The organism is Mitsuaria sp. RG (assembly GCF_028369275.1).
In the GTDB taxonomy this organism is placed as follows: domain Bacteria; phylum Pseudomonadota; class Gammaproteobacteria; order Pseudomonadales; family Pseudomonadaceae; genus Aquipseudomonas; species Aquipseudomonas peradeniyensis.
Window position 1 is genome coordinate 144,318 of sequence record NZ_JAQMYQ010000006.1, and the last position, 18,170, is coordinate 162,487.

An 18,170-nucleotide genomic window follows, 5' to 3' on the forward strand; every position below is an offset into this window, starting at 1 on the left:
CCATGCTCAGTTCGAAAAATGGCGATTGGGCACATACCGCAGCCCCAGATTCTCCCGCAACGTACGCCCCTCATACTCACGCCGGAACAACCCCAGCCGCTGCAACTCGGGCACCACCTGCCCGACAAAATCATCCAGCCCACCCGGCAGGTGGGTAAACAGCAGGTTGAAGCCATCCGCCGCCCCCTCCTCGAACCAGCAGGCCATCTCCGCGACGATCTGCCCCGGCGTGCCCACCAGCAGCCGGTGCCCGCCCGCGCCGAGCCTGGCCAGCAACTGCCTGGCGGTGGGCCGTTCGCGGCGGATCAGGTCCACCACCAACTGCTGGCGGCTCTGGTGCCGCTCGGTCAACGGCAAAGGGTCCGGCAGCACCACCGGGGCATCCGCCGGCAACTGCTCCAGGTCGATGCCGATGTCCAGCAGGAACGACAACGCCTTGAGCGCCGCCTCCGGATCCACCAGCGACTGCAGCTGCTCGTGCTTCTCCTGGGCTTCGCTGGCCGTGCGGCCCACCACCGGCGCCAGGCCCGGAAACACCAGCAACGACTCCGGCGCCCGCCCGGCCAGGGCCAGGCGCTGGTGGATGTCGGCGTAGAACGCCCGGCCCTCGCTCAAGGTCTGCTGGGCGGTGAATACCAACTCGGCGCTGCGTGCCGCCAGCGCCCGGCCGGCCTGCGAGGAACCGGCCTGGGCAATCACTGGCCAGCCTTGCAGCGGCCTTGGCGCATTCAAGGGACCCTGTACGCGAAAATGCTCGCCCTGGTGGTCGAGCACCCGCATGCGCGCAGGCTCCAGCCAGGTACCGGAGGCCTTGTCCAGCGGGAAGGCATCGTCCGCCCAGCTATCCCAGAGCCCGGTGACCACGTCGAAGAACTCCTCGGCGCGGGCATAGCGATCGGCGTGGGGCAGATGCGCCCCCTGGTTGAAGTTCTCGCCACCGATCAGCGCGGTCACCAGGTTCCAGCCGGCGCGACCACCGGACAGGTGATCGAGGGAGGCAAACGTGCGGGCGATGTTGTAAGGCTCGTTGAAACTGGTGTTGGCGGTGGCGATCAGGCCGATATGGCGGGTTACCACCGCCAGCGCCGGCAGCAAGGTCAGCGGATCCCAACGCAGGCTGTAGGCGCTGCTGCGCAGCACCCGTGGGTCCAGCTCGCCGACGGCGACGTTGTCGTTGAGGAACAGCGCGTCGAAACGCCCGCGTTCCAAGGTCTGGGCGTACTGCCGGTAGCGCTCGAAGTTGATCGAGGCATCGGCGTCGGCCTGCGGGTGCCGCCAACTGCCGGCGTGCGCCCCGGCGCCGGAGAGGAAGGCGCCCAGCCGCAGGCGGCCGTCACGCCTTGCCATGGCTGGGCTCCTGGGCGGGCGCGGCGACTTTCGCCGTGCGCAGCAGCAAGGTCACGCCGCCCCAGACCAGCAACAGGCTGACGGCGAGGAACACCATCAGCGCCTGGTAACCGTCGAGGAACGCGGCATGCACCCAGCCCTGCAGGACATCGCCGCCCTGCCCCAGGTGCTCGGCCAACAAGGTCGCACCTTGCTCCGGCGCAGCCGCCGCCCGGGCCAGCCAGTCGGTCTGCACGGTCACGCCGCTGGCGGCGGACAACCTATCGGTGGCCACCGCCCGGTACAACCCTACCCCCACCGCCAGCCCTAGCCCACCGCCGACATTGTGCAGGGTCATCAGCGAGCCCATGGCCACCGAGCTCACCTGCTGCGGCACTGACGAGATCCCCAGTACCGTCGAGGGCCCGAGGATGCAGGCCCAACCCAGCCCCATCACGGCGAATGCGCCCAACAGATGCAACAGCGAGGTGTGCTCGCCAAATGCCGCCTGCAGCACGGCGGACAGCACGAACAGCAGCAGCCCGGCCTGCACCAGCAGCGCCGGGCCCTTGCGGTCCACCAGGCGGCCCACCAGCGGCGACAGCAACGCCACCCCGAGCGTTGTCGGCAACAACAGCAGGCCGCTGGCCTGCACGCTCTCGCCACGGATCAACGCCAGGTACAGCGGCATGACGAAGAATGCCACGCAATAGAACACCGCCAGGCCGAAGCTGGCGGTGACCGCCGCGACGAAACGGCGGTTGGCGAACAGGCGCAGGTCGATGATCGGTGCATCGACCCGCAACTCGACCCCAACGAAGACCAGCAAGGCGAGCAGCGCCACCGCCAGCAGGCCCAAGGTATTGGCCGAGGTCCAGCCCCAAGCGGCGCCCTGGACGATCACCAGCACCAGGCTCGGCAAGCCCACCAGCAACAGCAGCGCGCCCAGCCAGTCGAGCCGCGCGCCCTCCTCGCCGGCCCGCGACTCGTCCGCCGCCACGGCGATGATCGCCAGGCTCAGCAGCACGAACGGCACGTTGACCAGGAAGATCCACTGCCAGCCGAAGGCGCTGGTGATCAGCCCGCCCAGCACCGGCCCCGCGGCAAGACCAATGCCGTTGACCCCGAACAGCACGCCGAAGGCCTTGCCCTGCTCCTCGCTGGCGAAGGTGGCCGCGACGATCGCCCCCGACGCGGTGTACAGCACCGCGCAGGCCAGGCCCTGGGCGACCCGGGCCGCCACCAGGGTGTCGATGCCGGTGGCCAGCCCCGCCGCCAGCGAGGCCAGTCCGAACACTCCCAGCCCGATATTCAGCACCCGTCGGCGGCCTTTCAGGTCGGCCAGCCGGCCGACCAGCACCATGGCGCTGGAAAGCGCCAGGATGAAGCCGTTGATCACCCACTGCAGGCTGTCCACCGAGGCGCCGAGGTCGGCCTGCAGCGCCGGCAGCGCGGTATTGACGATGGTGAAGTCGACGCAGCCGAGAAAACTGGCGATGCTCACACCGAGCAAAGCCCACCATTTGCGTTGCTGTTGCGCAAAAACGCCCATGGAAACTCCTGTTCCGGATTTCAGTATGAAGGCCGTCGTCCGTGTGGCGTGGGGCCGGGATTGCGAAGACTCAGATGGCAATGGCGCTGGCGGCCCAGGCCGGATGCGCCGCTCCTGGCAGGGTGAAGGGAATCGGGATGCCGCGCTTCTTGAACTTCAGCGGCAACCAGTGCACCCGCTCCGGCGCGTGCGGCTCGACCAGCAGGCGCCGGGCGGTGGCCATGGCATCGGTCATCTGCTGCGGGTAGATCACGTAGTCGTACCCCTCCTCGGCCCACTGCGGCAGGATGATCGGCACCTCCTCGAGGATGTACTCACGGCATTGGGCGGCAGCGCGCTCCAGGTCCGCCTCGGGGTCGCGCAATCGCAAACGCTCGATGAACACGCCGATGGTCGCCTCGATGGCGCCGCGCAGGTCCTCGCTGTCGCGGTACAGCTGGTTCACCTGCTGGCGCAGCTCGGCGTAGCGGTCCGAGGCCAGCTCCTGGTTCCAGCGGCTGATGCGCACCGGCGCCTCGAGCCCGGCCAGGTACTTGCGATTGCGCGCCAACCACGCGTCGCCGTCGCGGATCGACGCCGACAGCGCCTCGCCCGGCGACTTGCCGTGCTTGTTGTGGCGCTGCAGGGTGTCGGCCACCACCACCTTCACCTGGCTGAAGCCGGATTTGTTGATCAGGTGCACGGTGGAGCTGAGCTTGTGCTCCTCGTGGTATTCCTGGCCCACGCTGACCGCCAGCACGCAGCGCTTGCCGGTGAAGTCCAGTTCTTCGCCGCCCTTGTTGAAATAGGCTTTGAGGTTGATCGCTTCCACATTGCTCATGTCGCTTAGCTCCAGTAGGCCAAAGGCTGGTCGTCGCCGAAATAACCGATGAATACGCCGAGGGTGACCCGGGTGCTGGTGGCCGAAGGGCGCACCGCGTGGATCAGCCGCGGGTTGAGGAAGATCAGGTCGCCCGGCTCGGGCTTGACCACCAGGTCCGGCGGCGGCAGCAGGTGGCGCTCGATGCCGTAGGCGCGCTGGCCACGCAGGCGCTGGTATTCGGCCTCGTCCGGGTGCAGGTTCCAGATCTCCAGCTCGCCGCCGTCCTCGGGGATCTGCAGGTAGATGTTGGTCGACAGCTGGGTGAGCAGCCGCGGCTGGTGGTCGGCCGGGGCGTTGCGCGCCAGGTCGTCGGTATGCGGCGTGAGGTCGACATTGTTGCCCTGGAAGCGGGCAATGCCGACGAAGCACTTCTGCCCGTTCACATCCAGCAGCCGCGCCCCCTTGGGCCAGACCTCGTCGAGCAGCAGGCGCAGGTGATCGATGGGCGACGCCAGCGGGCCGAAGGCGCTGCGGATCTTGCGGATGTTGCCGATGGCCTGGCCGTGATACTCGGCGCGGCTGGCTTCGTCCTTGATCTCGATATAGGCCTTGCCCAGGCGCACGAACTCGGTCTGTTCGCTGAAGGCGCCGCGCAGTTCGTGATGGCTCAGGCGCTCCAGGGCCAGTGCCACGGTATCGGCGGGTGCGAAGCCTTTGATCAGGATGCCCAGTGTGCGGGCGTGAATCACATCGTCTAACTGTGCGGCGGTCAACTCCTCGACCGTGGTAATTGTCAGCATGAACACTCCCTCGCCTATTCCTGAACGGTTTGACTGCACCTGTGATGGGCGGATAACCGGCGACATCCGATGGTCGCCAGGCCATCTTCAACAAGCGGCAAGCGCTTGTGAAATATCGTTTTTCTCTAGCATCAAAACTTTTTTCAAAATATTACATAGCAACTTCAACCATTATCAGCAATGCGCATGAACATTATAAAAATGACAACTTGGTTCATGCGTTACGGGTAACTTTTACTGAACTTTCGGCGCCTCATTGAACTGCGTATCCACCTGTTGTTCGGCAACGAAGCCCGGACCGATCACCCCCTCGTCCCGGTACAGCCGGGCGGTGTCGGCCAGGTCCCTGACCAGGGCGTCGTCCACTGCGACCCGGCGTGGCTGTGAATAGCGGTTCGAGCGCAGGTGCACTTCCAGTGGCAGCCCGCTCTGGCGGGCCTGGATCGCCGAGAATTGCTCGACATGAGCGTTGGCCCAGTCCCAGGCGCGGCCGACCCGATGCAGGAAATCCCGCAGTTGCGCCGGCTTGTCGCGAATCGCCGCGGGGTTGGCCACCAGCAGCATGTTGCCGGCGAACAAACCTTCGCCGCTGACCAGCACCCGCGTGCCGCCTTCGAGCTGGACCATGCTGGTGTACGGATCCCAGGTGGCCCAGGCATCGGCGCCGCCGTTGGCCAGCAGGCTGCGCGACTCGCCCGGCTGGAGGAACACGAACGTGGCGTCGCGGCCTTTATGGCCGCTGGCGCGCAATGCGGCCAGCGCCAGGTAATGGCCGATGGAGCCACGGGTGGTGGTGATGCGCCGGCCCACCAGCGACGCCGCGTCGGTCAGGGGTGAACTGTCGGGCACGACGATTGCCACCGCCGTGGGCGTCACCTGCAGGCGCACCACCCCGACGGTCTTGAGCCCGGCGCCGGCCGCCGTGGCGAACACGAACGGCGCGGTGCCCAGGGTGCCGATATCCACCGCGCCGGCCGCCAGGGCTTCGGCGGTGGGCGCGGCGGCGCCGAAGGCGGCGAACTCCAGGGGGTATGGCACATCCTCGAGCTCGCCGGCGGCCTGCAGCAGCACCTGCAGCGAGTTCTTCTGGCTGGAGACGCGCAGGGTTTCTTCGGCGTGTGCGATCCCCAGCATCAGGCACAGCAACCCCGCCAGGATGTAACGCCCCCTGAATCCCGTGGGAGCGGGCTTGCCCCGCGATGCAGGCAGCGCGTTGGATGGCACCGGCTCTGCCGGTGATCGCGGGGCAAGCCCGCTCCCACGCTCAATCATGCAGGAAACTCCCATGGCTGGCCGGCGTGTGACACGCCCAGCATCAGGCACAGCAACACGCCAGCGAGCCACGCCCCTGTGGGAGCGGGTTTACCCGCGAATGGCACACCGCGGTGGATGGCACCGGCCATGCCGGTGTTCGCGGGTGAACCCGCTCCCACAGGAAAGCCGTCAGCTTCGCGAGTACCCATCAGAACGCCAGGCTCACACGGCCGTAGTAGTACCCCCCACCCAGTCCATAAGGCGAGAACATGCCGTACTCGTAGGTCCCGGCCCAGGGCACGATGCCGATCTTGTCCGGGTACTTGTCGAACAGGTTGTTGGCGCCCAGCGCCACTGTGATGTTCTGGGTGAGGTCGTAGGCCACGTCGATATCGGTGATCCACTTGGCGCCGTAGGTTCGGTCGTTGGCCGGGATGTTCGAGCCTTCGGTGTACTCGCCGTAGCGGGTCAGGGTCAGGTTCACCGTCCAGTCGTCGACCTTGTAGTTGCTGTTGAGGATCCACTTGTCCTTGGGTGTGGCCTTGGTCAGGTCGATCTGCTGCTGGCGGTCGAACAGCACGTAGCCCGCGCCCAGGCTCGACAGGCTCGCCGGGGTGTCGGCCAGGTCGCGGATGCTGGTCTTGTTGTGGTTGTAAGCCAGGCTCCAGCGCACGGTGCCGTACTCGGCCAGCGGCTGGCGATACTCGGCCACCAGGTCGACACCCTTGGTGCGGGTATCGGCGGCGTTGGCAAAGTATTGCCCCGAGAGGTCCGGCGACAGGCCGTTGGCCACCAGGATGCTCGACACGGCGGGGCCGGTGAGCACGCCGGTCTGCAGGATGCGGTCGTCGATGTCGATCAGGTAGAAGTCGGCGGTCAGGCGCAAGCGGTCGGTGGGCTCGGCGGTGAAGCCCAGGCTGTAGTTGCGTGACTTCTCCGGCTCCAGGGTCTGGGCACCCAAGGCGATGGCCTCGGGCGAGCCTGGGCGCATCTGCTTGGTGCGCGCCGTGCTGGTGCTGCCGCCGGCGCCGAAAATGGTCACCGAACTGGTCGAGGAAAACACGTTCTGCGCCAGCGACGGCGCGCGGAAGCCATTGCTCACCGCGGCCCTGACCGCATAGCCCGGGGCGAACTCGTAGCGGGTGGTGAACTTGCCGCTGACGGTCTCGCCGACCTCCTGGTTGTAGCGCTCGTAGCGCAGGGCGAAGGCGCTGTACCACTGCGGCGTGAGGTTAATGCCGAAATCGACATAGGCCGCGCCGCTGTGGCGGATCATCTGCCCGGCGTCCTCCGGCGTGGTGCCGTTGACCGAGAACAGCCCCGGGTCCGGGCGCCGCCCGGCCAGCGGGCCGCTGGGGATCACATAGTCGCCGTAGTTGTAGGAATTGGGCTCGCCCTCGGTAAGCTCGTACTTCTCCCAGCGGTACTCGACGCCGAACGAGGTTTCCAGCGGGCTGCTCCAGCCGATGTCCAGGGCCCGGCTGAAATCCAGGTTGGTGGTCCACTGGTCGAAGATCTCGTCGGTCAGGTGGAAGCGCCGCTGGCTCAGCAACGGGTCGTTGGACAAGTTGAGGTTGTTGTCGGTGTACAGCTTGGCCTTGTCGCGGCCATAGGTGGTCGACAGGTCCCAGTCCCACTCGGCAGCCAGGCCCTTGAGGCCGGCAAGCACCTGGTAGTCGGTCTCCTCCACTTCGCGGGTGGCCTGGCCGCCTTTCGGATAAGGCGCGTTGGGCAGCCAGTTGGTGGCGGTGATGTCGGTGGGCGCGCGGTGGCCGAGGACTTTCTTGCCGTCGCGGTAGCTGAGGGTGGAGAACGAATACAGCTTCAGTTCCTCGCCCAGCGGCAGTTCCAGGTTGTAGGCGCCACTGTAGGTGCGGTCGCGGCCCAGGCCGTATTCCTCGCCCCAACCGTGACGCTCTGTCAGGCGCGGGTCGGGCTGGCCGTTGGCCAGGGTGGTGAAATTGCCGCGCACGGCGCCGGCGCGGTCGTAGGGCTCCTGCACCTTGGCGTCGAACGACAGGTTGAGGAAGCCGCCGTCACCCAGGCCGAAGCCGGCATTGGCCGCCTCATGGCCGCTGGTGCCGTCGCCGGCGTAGTACTGGCCGAGCGAACTGTCGGAGGTGATGCCCTCGGCATCCTGCTTGAGGATGATGTTGATCACCCCGGCGATGGCGTCGGAGCCGTACTGCGCCGCCGCGCCGTCCCGCAGCACCTCGATGCGCTCGATCGCCGCGGTGGGAATCAGGTCGAGGTCCACCGGCACCGCGGCGGTGCCGACCCGGGCGTTGTTGTTGATCATCGCCGTGTTGTGCCGGCGCTTGCCGTTGACCAGGATCAACACCTGGTCGCCGCCCAGGCCGCGCATGCTGATGCCGCGCACCAGGAATGCAGTGCCGCCGCCGTTGATGGTCGGCGCGTTGAACGAGGGCAGCAGGCGCGTGAGCATGTCCTTGAGGCCGTTCTGGCCACTGGTGCGCAACTGCTCGCCGGAAATCACGTCCACCGGCACCGGGCTGTCGGTCACGGTGCGCTGCTGGCTGCCACGCACGCCGGTCACCACCACGGTGGACAGCGCCGGGTCTTCGGCGGCCATGGCCTCGCCAGCCAGGCTCAGGGCCAGGGCGGTGGCCACGGGGGAAAGCTTGAAGGTCTTGGGCATCTGCGGATATTCCTTGTGGCGACCATGGCCCGGCCGCCGCTATCGGGTTCGGGGTTCAACGGGCCTTGGCGGCGACCGCCTCGACTTCGATCAGGGCGCCGGGCAACACCAACCCGGCCACCTGCACCGTGGTGCGGGTCGGTTTCAACGGTTGACGGTCATTGCCGAAGAACTGGCGGAAGCCGCGCTGCAGGCCGTCGAAATCCATGCGTCCCTGCAACCCCGGGTCGCCCACCAGGTACACCCGCAACTGCACCACGTCGCCCAGGCCCAGCCCGCGCGGCGCCAGGGCGGCCTCGACCTTGCGCAGCACCGCCACGGTCTGCGCCTCGGTGTCGCCGCTGGCGCGCAGCTCGTCCTTGGCCGCCTTGGGGTCGGCCGGGTCGGGCAGGATGCCGGAGACGAAGGTCAGCGCCGTGCCCGGCGGCAGGGTCGCCGACTGCAGGATCGGCGAGTTGGGATAGGTCGAGGGGACGCGCTCGATATCGGCGGCCTGGCTGGCCGCGGCGAACAGGACCCCCAACCCCAGAAGGGCGTGCTTGAAAGGCATGGCGAAGCTCCACTGATGTGTAGGCGCCAGCCTCGGAGGTCCGCTACCTGGCAGATGGTTTTAGTTGTGTAGTAGTCAGGCTGTCTGCCGGCTCTGCGAGGTGCCCTGGGCACGCTCGCACAGGTTGCGCACCACCCGCCGGGCGGCTCCGGCAGCGGTTTCCTGCCAGATACCGATACCGCTGTGGGCCAGGGCGTCGCTGGTCAGGTGCACCCGGCCCTGGGCCTGGTTGAGCAGGTCGTAGTCGGCGTCGGCCAGCGGGTGGCTGATCCACGGCCCGAGGCTGTGGGGTATGCGCCCCCAGTCCACCACCAGCGGTTTGCGCAGTTCGTGGTCGTGGCCCGGGTGCAGCAGCTCCACGGCCTGGCGCGACAGGGCGATCTGCTCGGCGACCGACTTGTCGGCAAACTGGCGGGCGGTCTCGCCGTTGTTGTAGGCGGCGACGAGAATGCCCTCGGCCTGGTTGAAGCCGCCGCTGGGGTACCACAGCCCGGACGACGCCTGGTTGATGAACGACAGGCCGCCGTAGATCTGGTAGTCGGTCTCCCAGAAGCGCCGGGACTGCCAGGCCACCTTGTTGGCGTGACCGAACTGCACGGCGGCGATGGCCTGGCGCACCGGGGCGCTGAAGTTGCTGTCGAGCTTCGCCAGCAACGGCAGCGGCAAGGCGATCACCGCATAGTCGCTGGTGATGCGCTGCGGCTGGCCATGCTGCTGGTAGCCGATCTCCACCCGGTCGTCGAAATGGCGAATCGAGCGTACCTCGGCCCCCAGGCGCAGGGCATCCTGCAGGTGGCGCTGGAACGCCAGGGGAATGCGGTCCATGCCGCCCACCGGCTGGAACATGGTCGGCGAGAACTCCGGGTACTCGTCGATCATCAGCGCCGTGCCCAGCGCCGGGTTGAGCAAGGTGCGCAGGGGCAGCGGGTCGTTGCGCAGTGCTTGCTGGTCGCCGGCCCCGGGCCAGACCTTGTAGCCCGAGCGCGCCGAACCCAGGTACTCGAGCTTCTCCGACAGGTCGCCCCAGGTGCGCAGGAAGCCCAGCAGGTTGCGCTGGTCGTCCAGGCTCAACTCCTGGTCCAGGGCCTGGCGGTCGACGGCCTTGGCCAGCAGTTCGGCCAGGTGCCCGCGGCTGTCGTTGACCGCCTGGCGGATCTGCATCGGTGGCTGGTCGAGGTCGGGACGCACCAGAGCGTTGCGGCTGGTGTTGACCAGCACTTCAAGCTCCACCCCCAGTTCGCGGCAGTAGCCGAGCATCAGCTGATGATGGCTGGGCAACCGGCCAGGGCCGGCGTTGAGGTAGAAACCATCGTCGAACTCGACGGTCTGCACGCTGCCATCGGTGAACGCGACCCGGTCACCCCGGCGCACGGTCCAGTTGCGCCCGCCGACCCGCTCGCGGGCCTCCAGCAGGGTGACGGCAAAGCCGGCCTTGCGCAGCTCGTAGGCGGCCACCAGGCCGCCGATGCCGGCGCCGACCACGGTGACACTGGCGCCCTGCCCGACACGGGCCAGCGGCAGCTGGGCGTAGTTCTCCTGGCCGGCCCGCGCCGGGCCCAGCGACCCGAACAACCCCAGGGCCGCCGTGGCGGCTTGCAGGCCACCGACCATACCGATACGGGCAATGAGCTGGCGTCTGGTCAATGGCATCGCGGGCACTCTCCCTGGTCCACGGTTATCGCTTTCGGTTATGACTTGATGTTTTCAAGCTACGAAAACGCTCTATGTGGAGCCATCCTAGAGAGCGGGATGAGCTAAGAGAAATACATTTTGAGCATATGCAAATATTAAAATGTGTAATGTCTTAAGCTTTGCATGCTGCGCAGAACGCATAATTATTTTGAAACACCTGCTTTTTTGTAGGAGCGGCCTTGTGCCGCGAAAGGGCCGCAAGGCGGCCCCGACGATCGACGATGTGACACCAATGCCTGGGGGCTGCGATGCAGCCCTTTCGCGGCACAAGGCCGCTCCTACAGTGGACACGTAGATTGCGCTTCTTCCATCACCCGCAACAGGTTCCCACCCCAGATATCCGCCAGGTCCTGCTCGCTGTACCCCGCTGCCAGCAACCGCGCAGTGATCTCTGGCAACTGGCTGACATCGCGCAACCCCTCCACCCCTCCACCACCGTCCCAGTCAGCGCCGATGCCGACATGCCGCGGGCCGACCACCTCGAGGATGTGCAGCAGATGGCGCATGAAGTCGTCCAGGCTGGTGGCCGGCAACGGATGCCGGGCCTCGGCCTCGCGTATGCGCCGGGCCAGGTCCGCCACCTGCGCCGGCGGCAGGCTGGCCGCCAGGCGGAACTCCCGGTACAGCGGCGCCAGGGCCTTGTCCCGCTCGGGGTTCGGCGCACGCGGCACCAGGTCGCTGGCGTAGGTGTTGACTTGCACCACTCCACCCTTGGCGGCGAGATGGCGCAATCGTTCGTCATCGAGATTGCGCGGATGCGGGCCGATGGCCCGGGCCCCGGAATGCGAGGCGATCACCGGGGCGCTGGACAACGCCAGCACCTGGTCGAACACCGCATCGGAGGCATGGGACACGTCAATGAGGATTCCCAGGCGGTTGGCCGCCTGCACCAGTTCGCGGCCAGCCGGGCTCAGCCCATGCCAATTCGGCAACGCGGTGGCCGAGTCGGCGAAGTCGTTGTTCTGCGCATGCACCAGGCCCAGCATGCGCAAACCCAGGCGGTGGTAAGTGGCCAACCGGCCGGGGTCGGCCGCCAGCGGTTCGGCATTCTCCATGCTGATCAGCACCACCCGCCGGCCGGAGGTGACGATCGCCGGTACCTCCTGCGCCCGCGTGGCCAGCGCGAACGCGTCCGGCCGGGCGGCGACCATGTCGCGGATCCGGGTGATCACCGCCAGGCCATGCTCGCTGGCCAGGGTACGGCCCTCGGGCGTGAGCGGTCCCTGGGGGGTGAAGATGGCGAAGAAACCGCCGTCCAGACCACCGTCGCGCATGCGCGGCAGGTCGACCTGGGACAGGTCGTCGGCATAGCGGTGGCGCTGGCCGATGTCCCAGCCGGGCCGGGCCAGTTGCATGGGCGTGTCCAGGTGGCTGTCGAGGACAATCAGGCGTTCGTGGAGGGCGCGGACATCGGCCAGCGCGCAGCCGCAGGCGAGCATCAACGCCACCCAGACATATCGAGTTGAGCGAGGCATAGAATTCCTTATTGCCAGGCGCGGTCCCTGTAGGAGCGGCCTTGTGCCGCGAAAGGGCCGCAAAGCGGCCCCAGGATTTTGGCGTTGTCGCAAAGATCGACGGGGCTGCTCTGCAGCCCTTTCGCGGCACAAGGCCGCTCCTACAGAGCGGCCGCGTTAATCACGAAGCCCAGCTGAAACTCCGATCCCACAACGGCGCCACATCCAGGCGCTGGGGCAGCACGCCGGCGGCGTAGAAAGTGTCGGCCACATCCTGCTGCGAGCGCACCGCGGCATCGTCCACCGCCTGCAGCACCCGCGGCCCGCTCTGGGCCTTGTACTGGGCGATGAACACTTCCCGGGGAATGCCCAGCACCTGCTCGCAACGCGCGGCCCAGGCCTCGGGGTGGTGCTGCACCCACTGCCAGCTGCGGTACTCGCGGCGCACGTAGTCCTCGATCGCCGCGCGCTTGCGCGGATCTTCGATCGCCCGCTGGTTGGCGGCGATCACGTAGTTGCCCGACAGGTAGCCCTGCCCGGTGCGCAACACCCGCGCCCCGCTGCGCAGCTCGGCCAGCTGGATGAAGTAGCCGAAGGTCACCCAGACATCCAGGTTGCCGTTCTGGAACGCGGCGAAACCATCCTGGGGCGTCAGCGCCAGGGGCTGGATGTCCGCCAGGGTCAGGCCCTGGTCCTTGAGGGCGCGCAGCAGCATGTAGTGCGAGGACGTGGAGCGGATGTACCCCACGCGCTTGCCCGGCAGCTCGGCCAGCGACTGCATGGTCGAGCCCTTGGGCACGACAAAGGCCTGGTTGTTGACGTCACCGGTCAGCACAGCGATGAGCCTGACCGGCGCCTGGTTACGAATGCCGAAGATCGGCGGGATCTCGCTCATCGGCGCCAGGTCCAGGGTACCGCTGATCAACGCCTCAAAGCCGAGGTTGCCGCCGTTGAACTCGGCGTATTTCACCGCGTAGGGCGGGCGCTCGATGCCGGCCTCCTCGAAGAAGGTCGGCGCGGCGCCCTTGTAGGTGGCCACGCCCAGGGTCAGCCCCTGCCAGTCGCGGGCAAAGGCGCCGGGCAGCGCGCAGGCGAGCCCGCCCAGGGCGCTGTACTGCAGAAAACGACGGCGATTCATGGCGCCTCCTTGCACTCAGTCGAGAAAATCGGGTTCGTCGCGCAGCAGGCGGTCCCAGTACGGCTGGAAGCTGAACCAGCCACCGAACTCGGTGCCGACCTGGCGTGCGGTGTGCTCGGCCACTGCCGCCGGGATCGGCCGCGGCGTGCCGGCGGCCTCGGCCAGCAGTTGCGCATGGGCGGCGTTGTCCAGGGCGATGAAGCGCCACACCGCGGCCTCTACCGTGCGCCCGACGGTGAGCAGCCCATGGTTCTGCAGGATCAGCGCGACCTTGTCCGGCCCCAGGGTGGCGGCGATACGCGCCCCCTCGCTGGCCTCCAGCACCACCCCGGTGAAGTTGTCGAACAGCGCGTGCTTGCCATGAAAGGCGCAGGCGTCCTGGGTCAGCGGGTCGAGCAGGCGTCCCAGGCTCGACCACGCCTTGCCGTACAACGAATGGGCATGGGCGGCGGCCACCACGTCCGGACGCGCCTCGTGCAGCGCCGCATGGATGGCGAAGGCGGCCAGGTTCAACGCGCCCTGCCCTTCGACGATCTCGCCCCGTGGGTTGACCAGCAGCAGGTCGCTGACGCGGATATGGCCGAAGTACACGCCCACCGGATTGACCCAGAAGTGATCGGGGTACTGAGGGTCGCGCACGGTAATATGGCCGGCGCCGCCCATGTCGAAGCCGTGCCGGGCGAACAGCCGGAACGAACCGGCCAGGCGCTGCTTGCGCAGCAACCGCTCGGCCTCGTGAGTCGATTGTTGCGGCGGGTCCTGCCAGCGATGCACGGTGTGGCCGTCGCGGGGCAATGAATAGGCGGTGGGTAGGCGGCTCAGCCTGGCGCTCATGCGGTCTCTCCTTGGGCCAGCAGGTTCTCCAGCGGTCGTCCGCTACGGAAATGGTCGAGGTTGCGCGCCAACAGCGCGGCGAGGTTGCGGTACACCTGCGCCGTGTTGGCCGAGGTGTGGGGGCTCAGCCGGACCTGGGGGTGGCTGTACAGCCGGTGCCCGGCCGGCAGCGGCTCGGGCTCGGTGACGTCGAGGCTGGCCAGCGCCACCTGGCCACTGTCCAGGGCCTCGAGCAAGGCGTCCTGGTCCACCAGGGCGCCACGGGCAATATTGATCAGGTGCAGGCTGGGCTTGGCGTGGGCGAGGCTGCGCCGATCGACCACATGCCGGGTAGACGGGTCGGCCGGCGCCGCCAGCACCAGGTGATCGGCGCGGGCGAACAGCTCCTCGAGGCTGGCCACGCCCCGTACGCCGGGCACCTCGAACGGCCTGGCCGAACGGCGCAGGGCAATCACCTCGATGTCCAGGGCCAGGGCCTTGCGCGCCAGGGCCTGGCCGATCCGCCCGAAGCCGTAGAGACCCAAGGTGCTGCCGGCCAGCGAGGCCAGCGGACGTGGTTGCCATTGCCCGGGTTCGTCGATCCACAGATGTGGCAGTTGCTTGGCGGCGGCGAACATCGATGCCAGGGCGAATTCGGCCAGGCTGTCCGCCGTCACCCCGCGAGCACTGGCCACAGGCAGCGGCTTGAGCAGCCAGCCGGGAAAGTAGTCGATGCCGGAGCTGACCAGTTGCACGAAGCCGAGCCCGAACGGCCAGCCCGAGGGCGGCGCAACGGCGTCACGCAGGCTAGCGTCGGGCGCGGCCAAAAGGACCCGTACATCGTCCGGCAGGCCATGGGGCACACCCCTGGGCAGCGCCAGGATCTCCACGCCCGGCACGGCGGCGGCCAGCAACGCGTTGAACCGGGCGTCCAGCTGGCTGGCGATACGCACGCCGCTCATGCCTGGCCGCCACGGCTGGGCAAGGCGAACGCCGCGCGACCGGCGGCGCCGAGCACCGCGTCGTTCTGCGGCGTGTGGATACGGCTGCACAGCACGTCGCGGTAATGCCGCTCAAGCGGATTGCCCCGGGCCAGCGCCGGGTTGCCGATGGCCTCCACGCCCAGCTCGACGGCGCTGATGGCCTGGGTGGTCACCAGGTACTTGACCTGGGTGGCCTCGCTTGCCGGGATGCGCCCTTCGGCGGCGGCGTCGAGCAGGACCCGGTTGGACAGCAGCAAGGCATCGATGCGCCCCACCAGTTCCTGGAATCGCGACAGGCTCGACAGCGGCGCGCCGAGGTTGCCCGGCGTGCGCCCGGCCAGCCAGCCCACCAGCCAGTCGCGGGCGGCCCGGGCGACGCCGTCGTAGATGCTCGACAGCAGCACGGCCAGCCACAGTACGCCGTTGTGGTCGAGCTCGGACGGGCGTGGCTGGTGCGCCGGGAGGACATCCACGGCCTGTTCGGCGGGCACCAGTACATCATCGAAAATCACATCGTGGCTGCAGGTGGCACGCATGCCCAGGTGGTCCCAGGTTTCCTCGATGCGGATGCCCGGCGTGTCGCGGTGCACCAGCCAGGTGCCGACCCGCGGTTCGGCCTCGTCGCTGCGTGCCCACACCGCCAGCCAGGTCAGCCCGGGGATGCCGGTGGAGTAGATCTTGCGCCCGCTGATCCGCCAGCCCTCGGCCACCCGCCGGGCGACGGTGCCCGGCAGGCCGCCCCGCGCCGGGGTGCCCAGCTCCGGCTCGACACGCAGGGCGTTGACCAGCGCACCGTCGGTCACCGCCTCGCGGGCCAGGCGCAGGCGCAGGTGCTCGGGCCAGGCCTGGTTCTGCTGCAGGCGGGCATGCTGCAGGTACTGCATCACCAGCACCAGGGCGGTGGATGGCTCGCCCCGGGCCACGGCGGCGATCACCCGCCGAGCCTGGGCCAGCGTTGCTTCGCCACCGCCCAGACGGCGCGGCACGGTCAGGGCCAGCAGGCCGTGTTCATGCAGGCGGTGCAGGTTGGCGTGGGGGAAGCTGCCCTGGCGATCGTGCTCGGCGGCGCTGGCGGCAAATTCGTCGCTCAGGTGGGCCAGCAGATCGGCGAAGGCCGGTGAATCGAGATCGGGCGCCTTGGCGCTGGTGTGCAGGTCGAGGCTCATCGTTGGGCGGTCCGTGCGAGGGTGTGGGCATGGCTGGCCGCGGGCGCTTCGACGCCGAGCAGGGCCAGCAGGTGTTGGCGCAGTTCCTGGAAGCCACGGCTGGCCACCTCGCGGTGACGCGGCAGGCGGATCGGGATCTGCTCGGCGAGGCGCCCCGCCTCCAGCACCACCACGCGGTCGGCCAGCAGCAAGGCCTCGTCGACGTCGTGGGTGACCAGCAGCACCGACGGCTGATGGGTGCGCCACAGTTCGAGGATCAACTGGTGCATGCGGATGCGGGTCAAGGCATCCAGCGCGGCGAACGGCTCGTCGAGCAGCAGCAGTTGCGGCTCGCGCACCAATGCCCGGGCCAGGGCCACGCGCTGGGCCTCGCCGCCGGACAGGGTGCCCGGCCAGGCCTCGGTGCGGTGCGCCAGGCCCACCTCACGCAGCGCCGCCAGGGCACGCGCTTTCGGCTCGGCGCCCCTCAGGCCCAGGACGACATTGCGCCAGGCCCGCTTCCAGGGCATCAGCCGCGGCTCCTGGAACACCGCCGCATGGGCGCCGGGCACCTCCAGGGTGCCCGCCTCCACCCGGTCGAGCCCGGCCAGCGCCCGCAGCAGGGTGGTCTTGCCCGAGCCGCTGCGGCCGAGCAAGGCGACGAACTCGCCGGGTGCCAGGTCCAGGTCCAGGCCGTCGAGCACCGTGTGGCCCTGGAACCTGCGCGTGAGCCCGCGCACCCGCACTGGGGGGCGCAGGCGTTGCAGTGCGACTTCCATGGTCAGTTCCTTATGAAGGTGGGGCGCCAGGCCAGGGCCAGGCGTTCGAGCAGGCGCACCAGGGCGTCGATGGACAGGCCCAGCACGCTGTAGACGATCAGGCAGATGACGATGACATCGGTGCGCATGAAGTCGCGCGCGTCATTGACCAGGTAACCCAGGCCAGCACTGGCGTTGATCTGCTCGACCACCACAAGGCCCAGCCAGCTGATGCCGAAGGCATAGCGCAGCCCGACGAAGAATGCCGGCAGCGCGCCGGGCAGGATTACATGCCAGACCAGCCCCAGGCGGCCCAGGCCGAACAGTTGCCCGGCCTCCACCAGCTTGGGGTCGACGCCGCGGATGCCGGAGAACAGGGTGAGGTACACCGGGAAGGTGGTACCCAGGGCAATCAGGGCGATCTTGGGCGTCTCGCCCACGCCGAACCACAGGATGAACAGCGGCACGATGGCCAGGAACGGCAAGGTGCGCAGCATCTGCACCGGCGAGTCGATGGCCAGCTCGCCGCGCCGTGACAGGCCTGCGAGCAAGGCCAGCGCGGTGCCCACGCTGACACCGATGGCCAGGCCGCTCAGGGCGCGCTGGAGGGACACCCACAGGTGCCCGGCCAGCTCGCCGCTGACGATCATCTGCCAGAGGGTGTCGCCGATGGCGCTGGGCGCGGCGATGATTCGCGGCGGTAGCAGGCCGCTGCGCGAGGCAAGCTCCCAGGCCGCCAGCAGCAGCAACGGGCTGACCAGTCGCAGGCCCAGATTGCGAAAGCCCTGCCAGTGCAGCAGGGCTGTGATGGGTACCAGGGTGTTGCTGTGCCGGGACATTCCATCTCCTCGCTCAAGGCCGTTCCATTGATTGCTGGCGGTGGCGGGAGTGTGGATCGAGCCCGCCGGTGCCTGGCTTGATCCTTATGCTATCGATCTTAAAAAGGGACGTGAAATTCGATCTGCTTCTAACCTAATATACAGAATGTGCATTTATTTATTGTTGTTATATAAATAATATTTTTGGTATTCGGGCGCAGGGGTTTTGATCGTGTTATGGCCGCAAGGTGTCCGCCGCAACCCTTGCAGCGCCCTCAAGATCGAGCGCCGCCCGCGCGGCGCATCGCGACGCAAGGCCGCTCCTACATCTGTTTCGGGCCAGTCAATCCTGTGACATTACCTGGTACGCCTTATTGGTACGACGCGGTTCCAGCGTGGGCACCACTGGCGCCCCACCTGTCTCAC

15 protein-coding genes are annotated in these 18,170 nt (G+C 67.9%); all 15 read right to left on the reverse strand.

Annotated features, from left to right (window positions below):
- Positions 1-6 precede the first annotated feature (6 nt).
- The 15 genes from POF53_RS05785 to POF53_RS05855 all read right to left on the reverse strand — a co-directional run bounded on the left by POF53_RS05785 (position 7) and on the right by POF53_RS05855 (position 17,765).
- Positions 7-1,347, reverse strand: a complete 1,341-nt coding sequence (locus POF53_RS05785) for an LLM class flavin-dependent oxidoreductase (protein ID WP_498966787.1) — start codon at positions 1,345-1,347, stop codon at positions 7-9.
- On the reverse strand, positions 1,334-2,878 hold the full coding sequence (locus POF53_RS05790) for a DHA2 family efflux MFS transporter permease subunit (RefSeq protein ID WP_498966789.1): 1,545 nt from the start codon (positions 2,876-2,878) through the stop codon (positions 1,334-1,336). Before POF53_RS05790 ends, POF53_RS05785 begins: the two co-directional genes overlap by 14 nt.
- Before the next feature lie 70 nt (positions 2,879-2,948).
- Positions 2,949-3,698: a tRNA-dependent cyclodipeptide synthase gene (locus POF53_RS05795; protein WP_096050126.1), complete on the reverse strand. Its 750-nt coding sequence runs from the start codon at positions 3,696-3,698 to the stop codon at positions 2,949-2,951.
- A gap of 5 nt (positions 3,699-3,703) precedes the next feature.
- Positions 3,704-4,480 (reverse strand): 2OG-Fe(II) oxygenase, encoded by a 777-nt coding sequence (locus POF53_RS05800; RefSeq protein WP_050705786.1) that lies wholly within the window; start codon positions 4,478-4,480, stop codon positions 3,704-3,706.
- 234 nt (positions 4,481-4,714) lie between these two features.
- On the reverse strand, positions 4,715-5,614 hold the full coding sequence (locus POF53_RS05805) for an aliphatic sulfonate ABC transporter substrate-binding protein (RefSeq protein WP_254463652.1): 900 nt from the start codon (positions 5,612-5,614) through the stop codon (positions 4,715-4,717).
- Positions 5,615-5,942: 328 nt separating this feature from the next.
- Positions 5,943-8,393, reverse strand: coding sequence for a TonB-dependent receptor plug domain-containing protein (locus tag POF53_RS05810; protein WP_232856200.1), 2,451 nt, complete (start codon positions 8,391-8,393; stop codon positions 5,943-5,945).
- A gap of 55 nt (positions 8,394-8,448) precedes the next feature.
- Entirely contained in the window at positions 8,449-8,943 is a 495-nt protein-coding gene (locus POF53_RS05815) for a RidA family protein (protein WP_110737047.1), read from the reverse strand.
- Positions 8,944-9,018: 75 nt separating this feature from the next.
- A complete protein-coding gene (locus tag POF53_RS05820; RefSeq protein ID WP_498966792.1) occupies positions 9,019-10,593 on the reverse strand; it encodes a flavin monoamine oxidase family protein in 1,575 nt (524 codons plus the stop codon).
- Positions 10,594-10,913: 320 nt separating this feature from the next.
- Complete coding sequence (locus POF53_RS05825) at positions 10,914-12,110, reverse strand: dipeptidase (RefSeq protein WP_498966793.1); 1,197 nt, start codon at positions 12,108-12,110, stop codon at positions 10,914-10,916.
- Between the two features lie 160 nt (positions 12,111-12,270).
- Positions 12,271-13,227 (reverse strand): ABC transporter substrate-binding protein, encoded by a 957-nt coding sequence (locus POF53_RS05830; RefSeq protein ID WP_203646428.1) that lies wholly within the window; start codon positions 13,225-13,227, stop codon positions 12,271-12,273.
- Between the two features lie 15 nt (positions 13,228-13,242).
- Entirely contained in the window at positions 13,243-14,061 is an 819-nt protein-coding gene (locus POF53_RS05835) for a class II aldolase/adducin family protein (protein ID WP_203646427.1), read from the reverse strand.
- The gene (locus tag POF53_RS05840; RefSeq protein WP_498966794.1) at positions 14,058-15,002 is read right to left on the reverse strand and encodes a D-isomer specific 2-hydroxyacid dehydrogenase family protein; all 945 of its coding nucleotides are present in this window, start codon (positions 15,000-15,002) and stop codon (positions 14,058-14,060) included. Before POF53_RS05840 ends, POF53_RS05835 begins: the two co-directional genes overlap by 4 nt.
- Positions 14,999-16,189 carry an acyl-CoA dehydrogenase family protein gene (locus POF53_RS05845; protein WP_498966796.1) on the reverse strand — a complete coding sequence of 397 codons (1,191 nt, stop codon included), beginning with the start codon at positions 16,187-16,189 and terminating at the stop codon, positions 14,999-15,001. Before POF53_RS05845 ends, POF53_RS05840 begins: the two co-directional genes overlap by 4 nt.
- Complete coding sequence (locus POF53_RS05850) at positions 16,186-16,947, reverse strand: ABC transporter ATP-binding protein (protein ID WP_443201107.1); 762 nt, start codon at positions 16,945-16,947, stop codon at positions 16,186-16,188. The genes POF53_RS05845 and POF53_RS05850 overlap by 4 nt, the downstream gene beginning before the upstream one ends.
- Before the next feature lie 2 nt (positions 16,948-16,949).
- Positions 16,950-17,765 carry an ABC transporter permease gene (locus POF53_RS05855; protein WP_254463619.1) on the reverse strand — a complete coding sequence of 272 codons (816 nt, stop codon included), beginning with the start codon at positions 17,763-17,765 and terminating at the stop codon, positions 16,950-16,952.
- Positions 17,766-18,170: the final 405 nt, after the last annotated feature.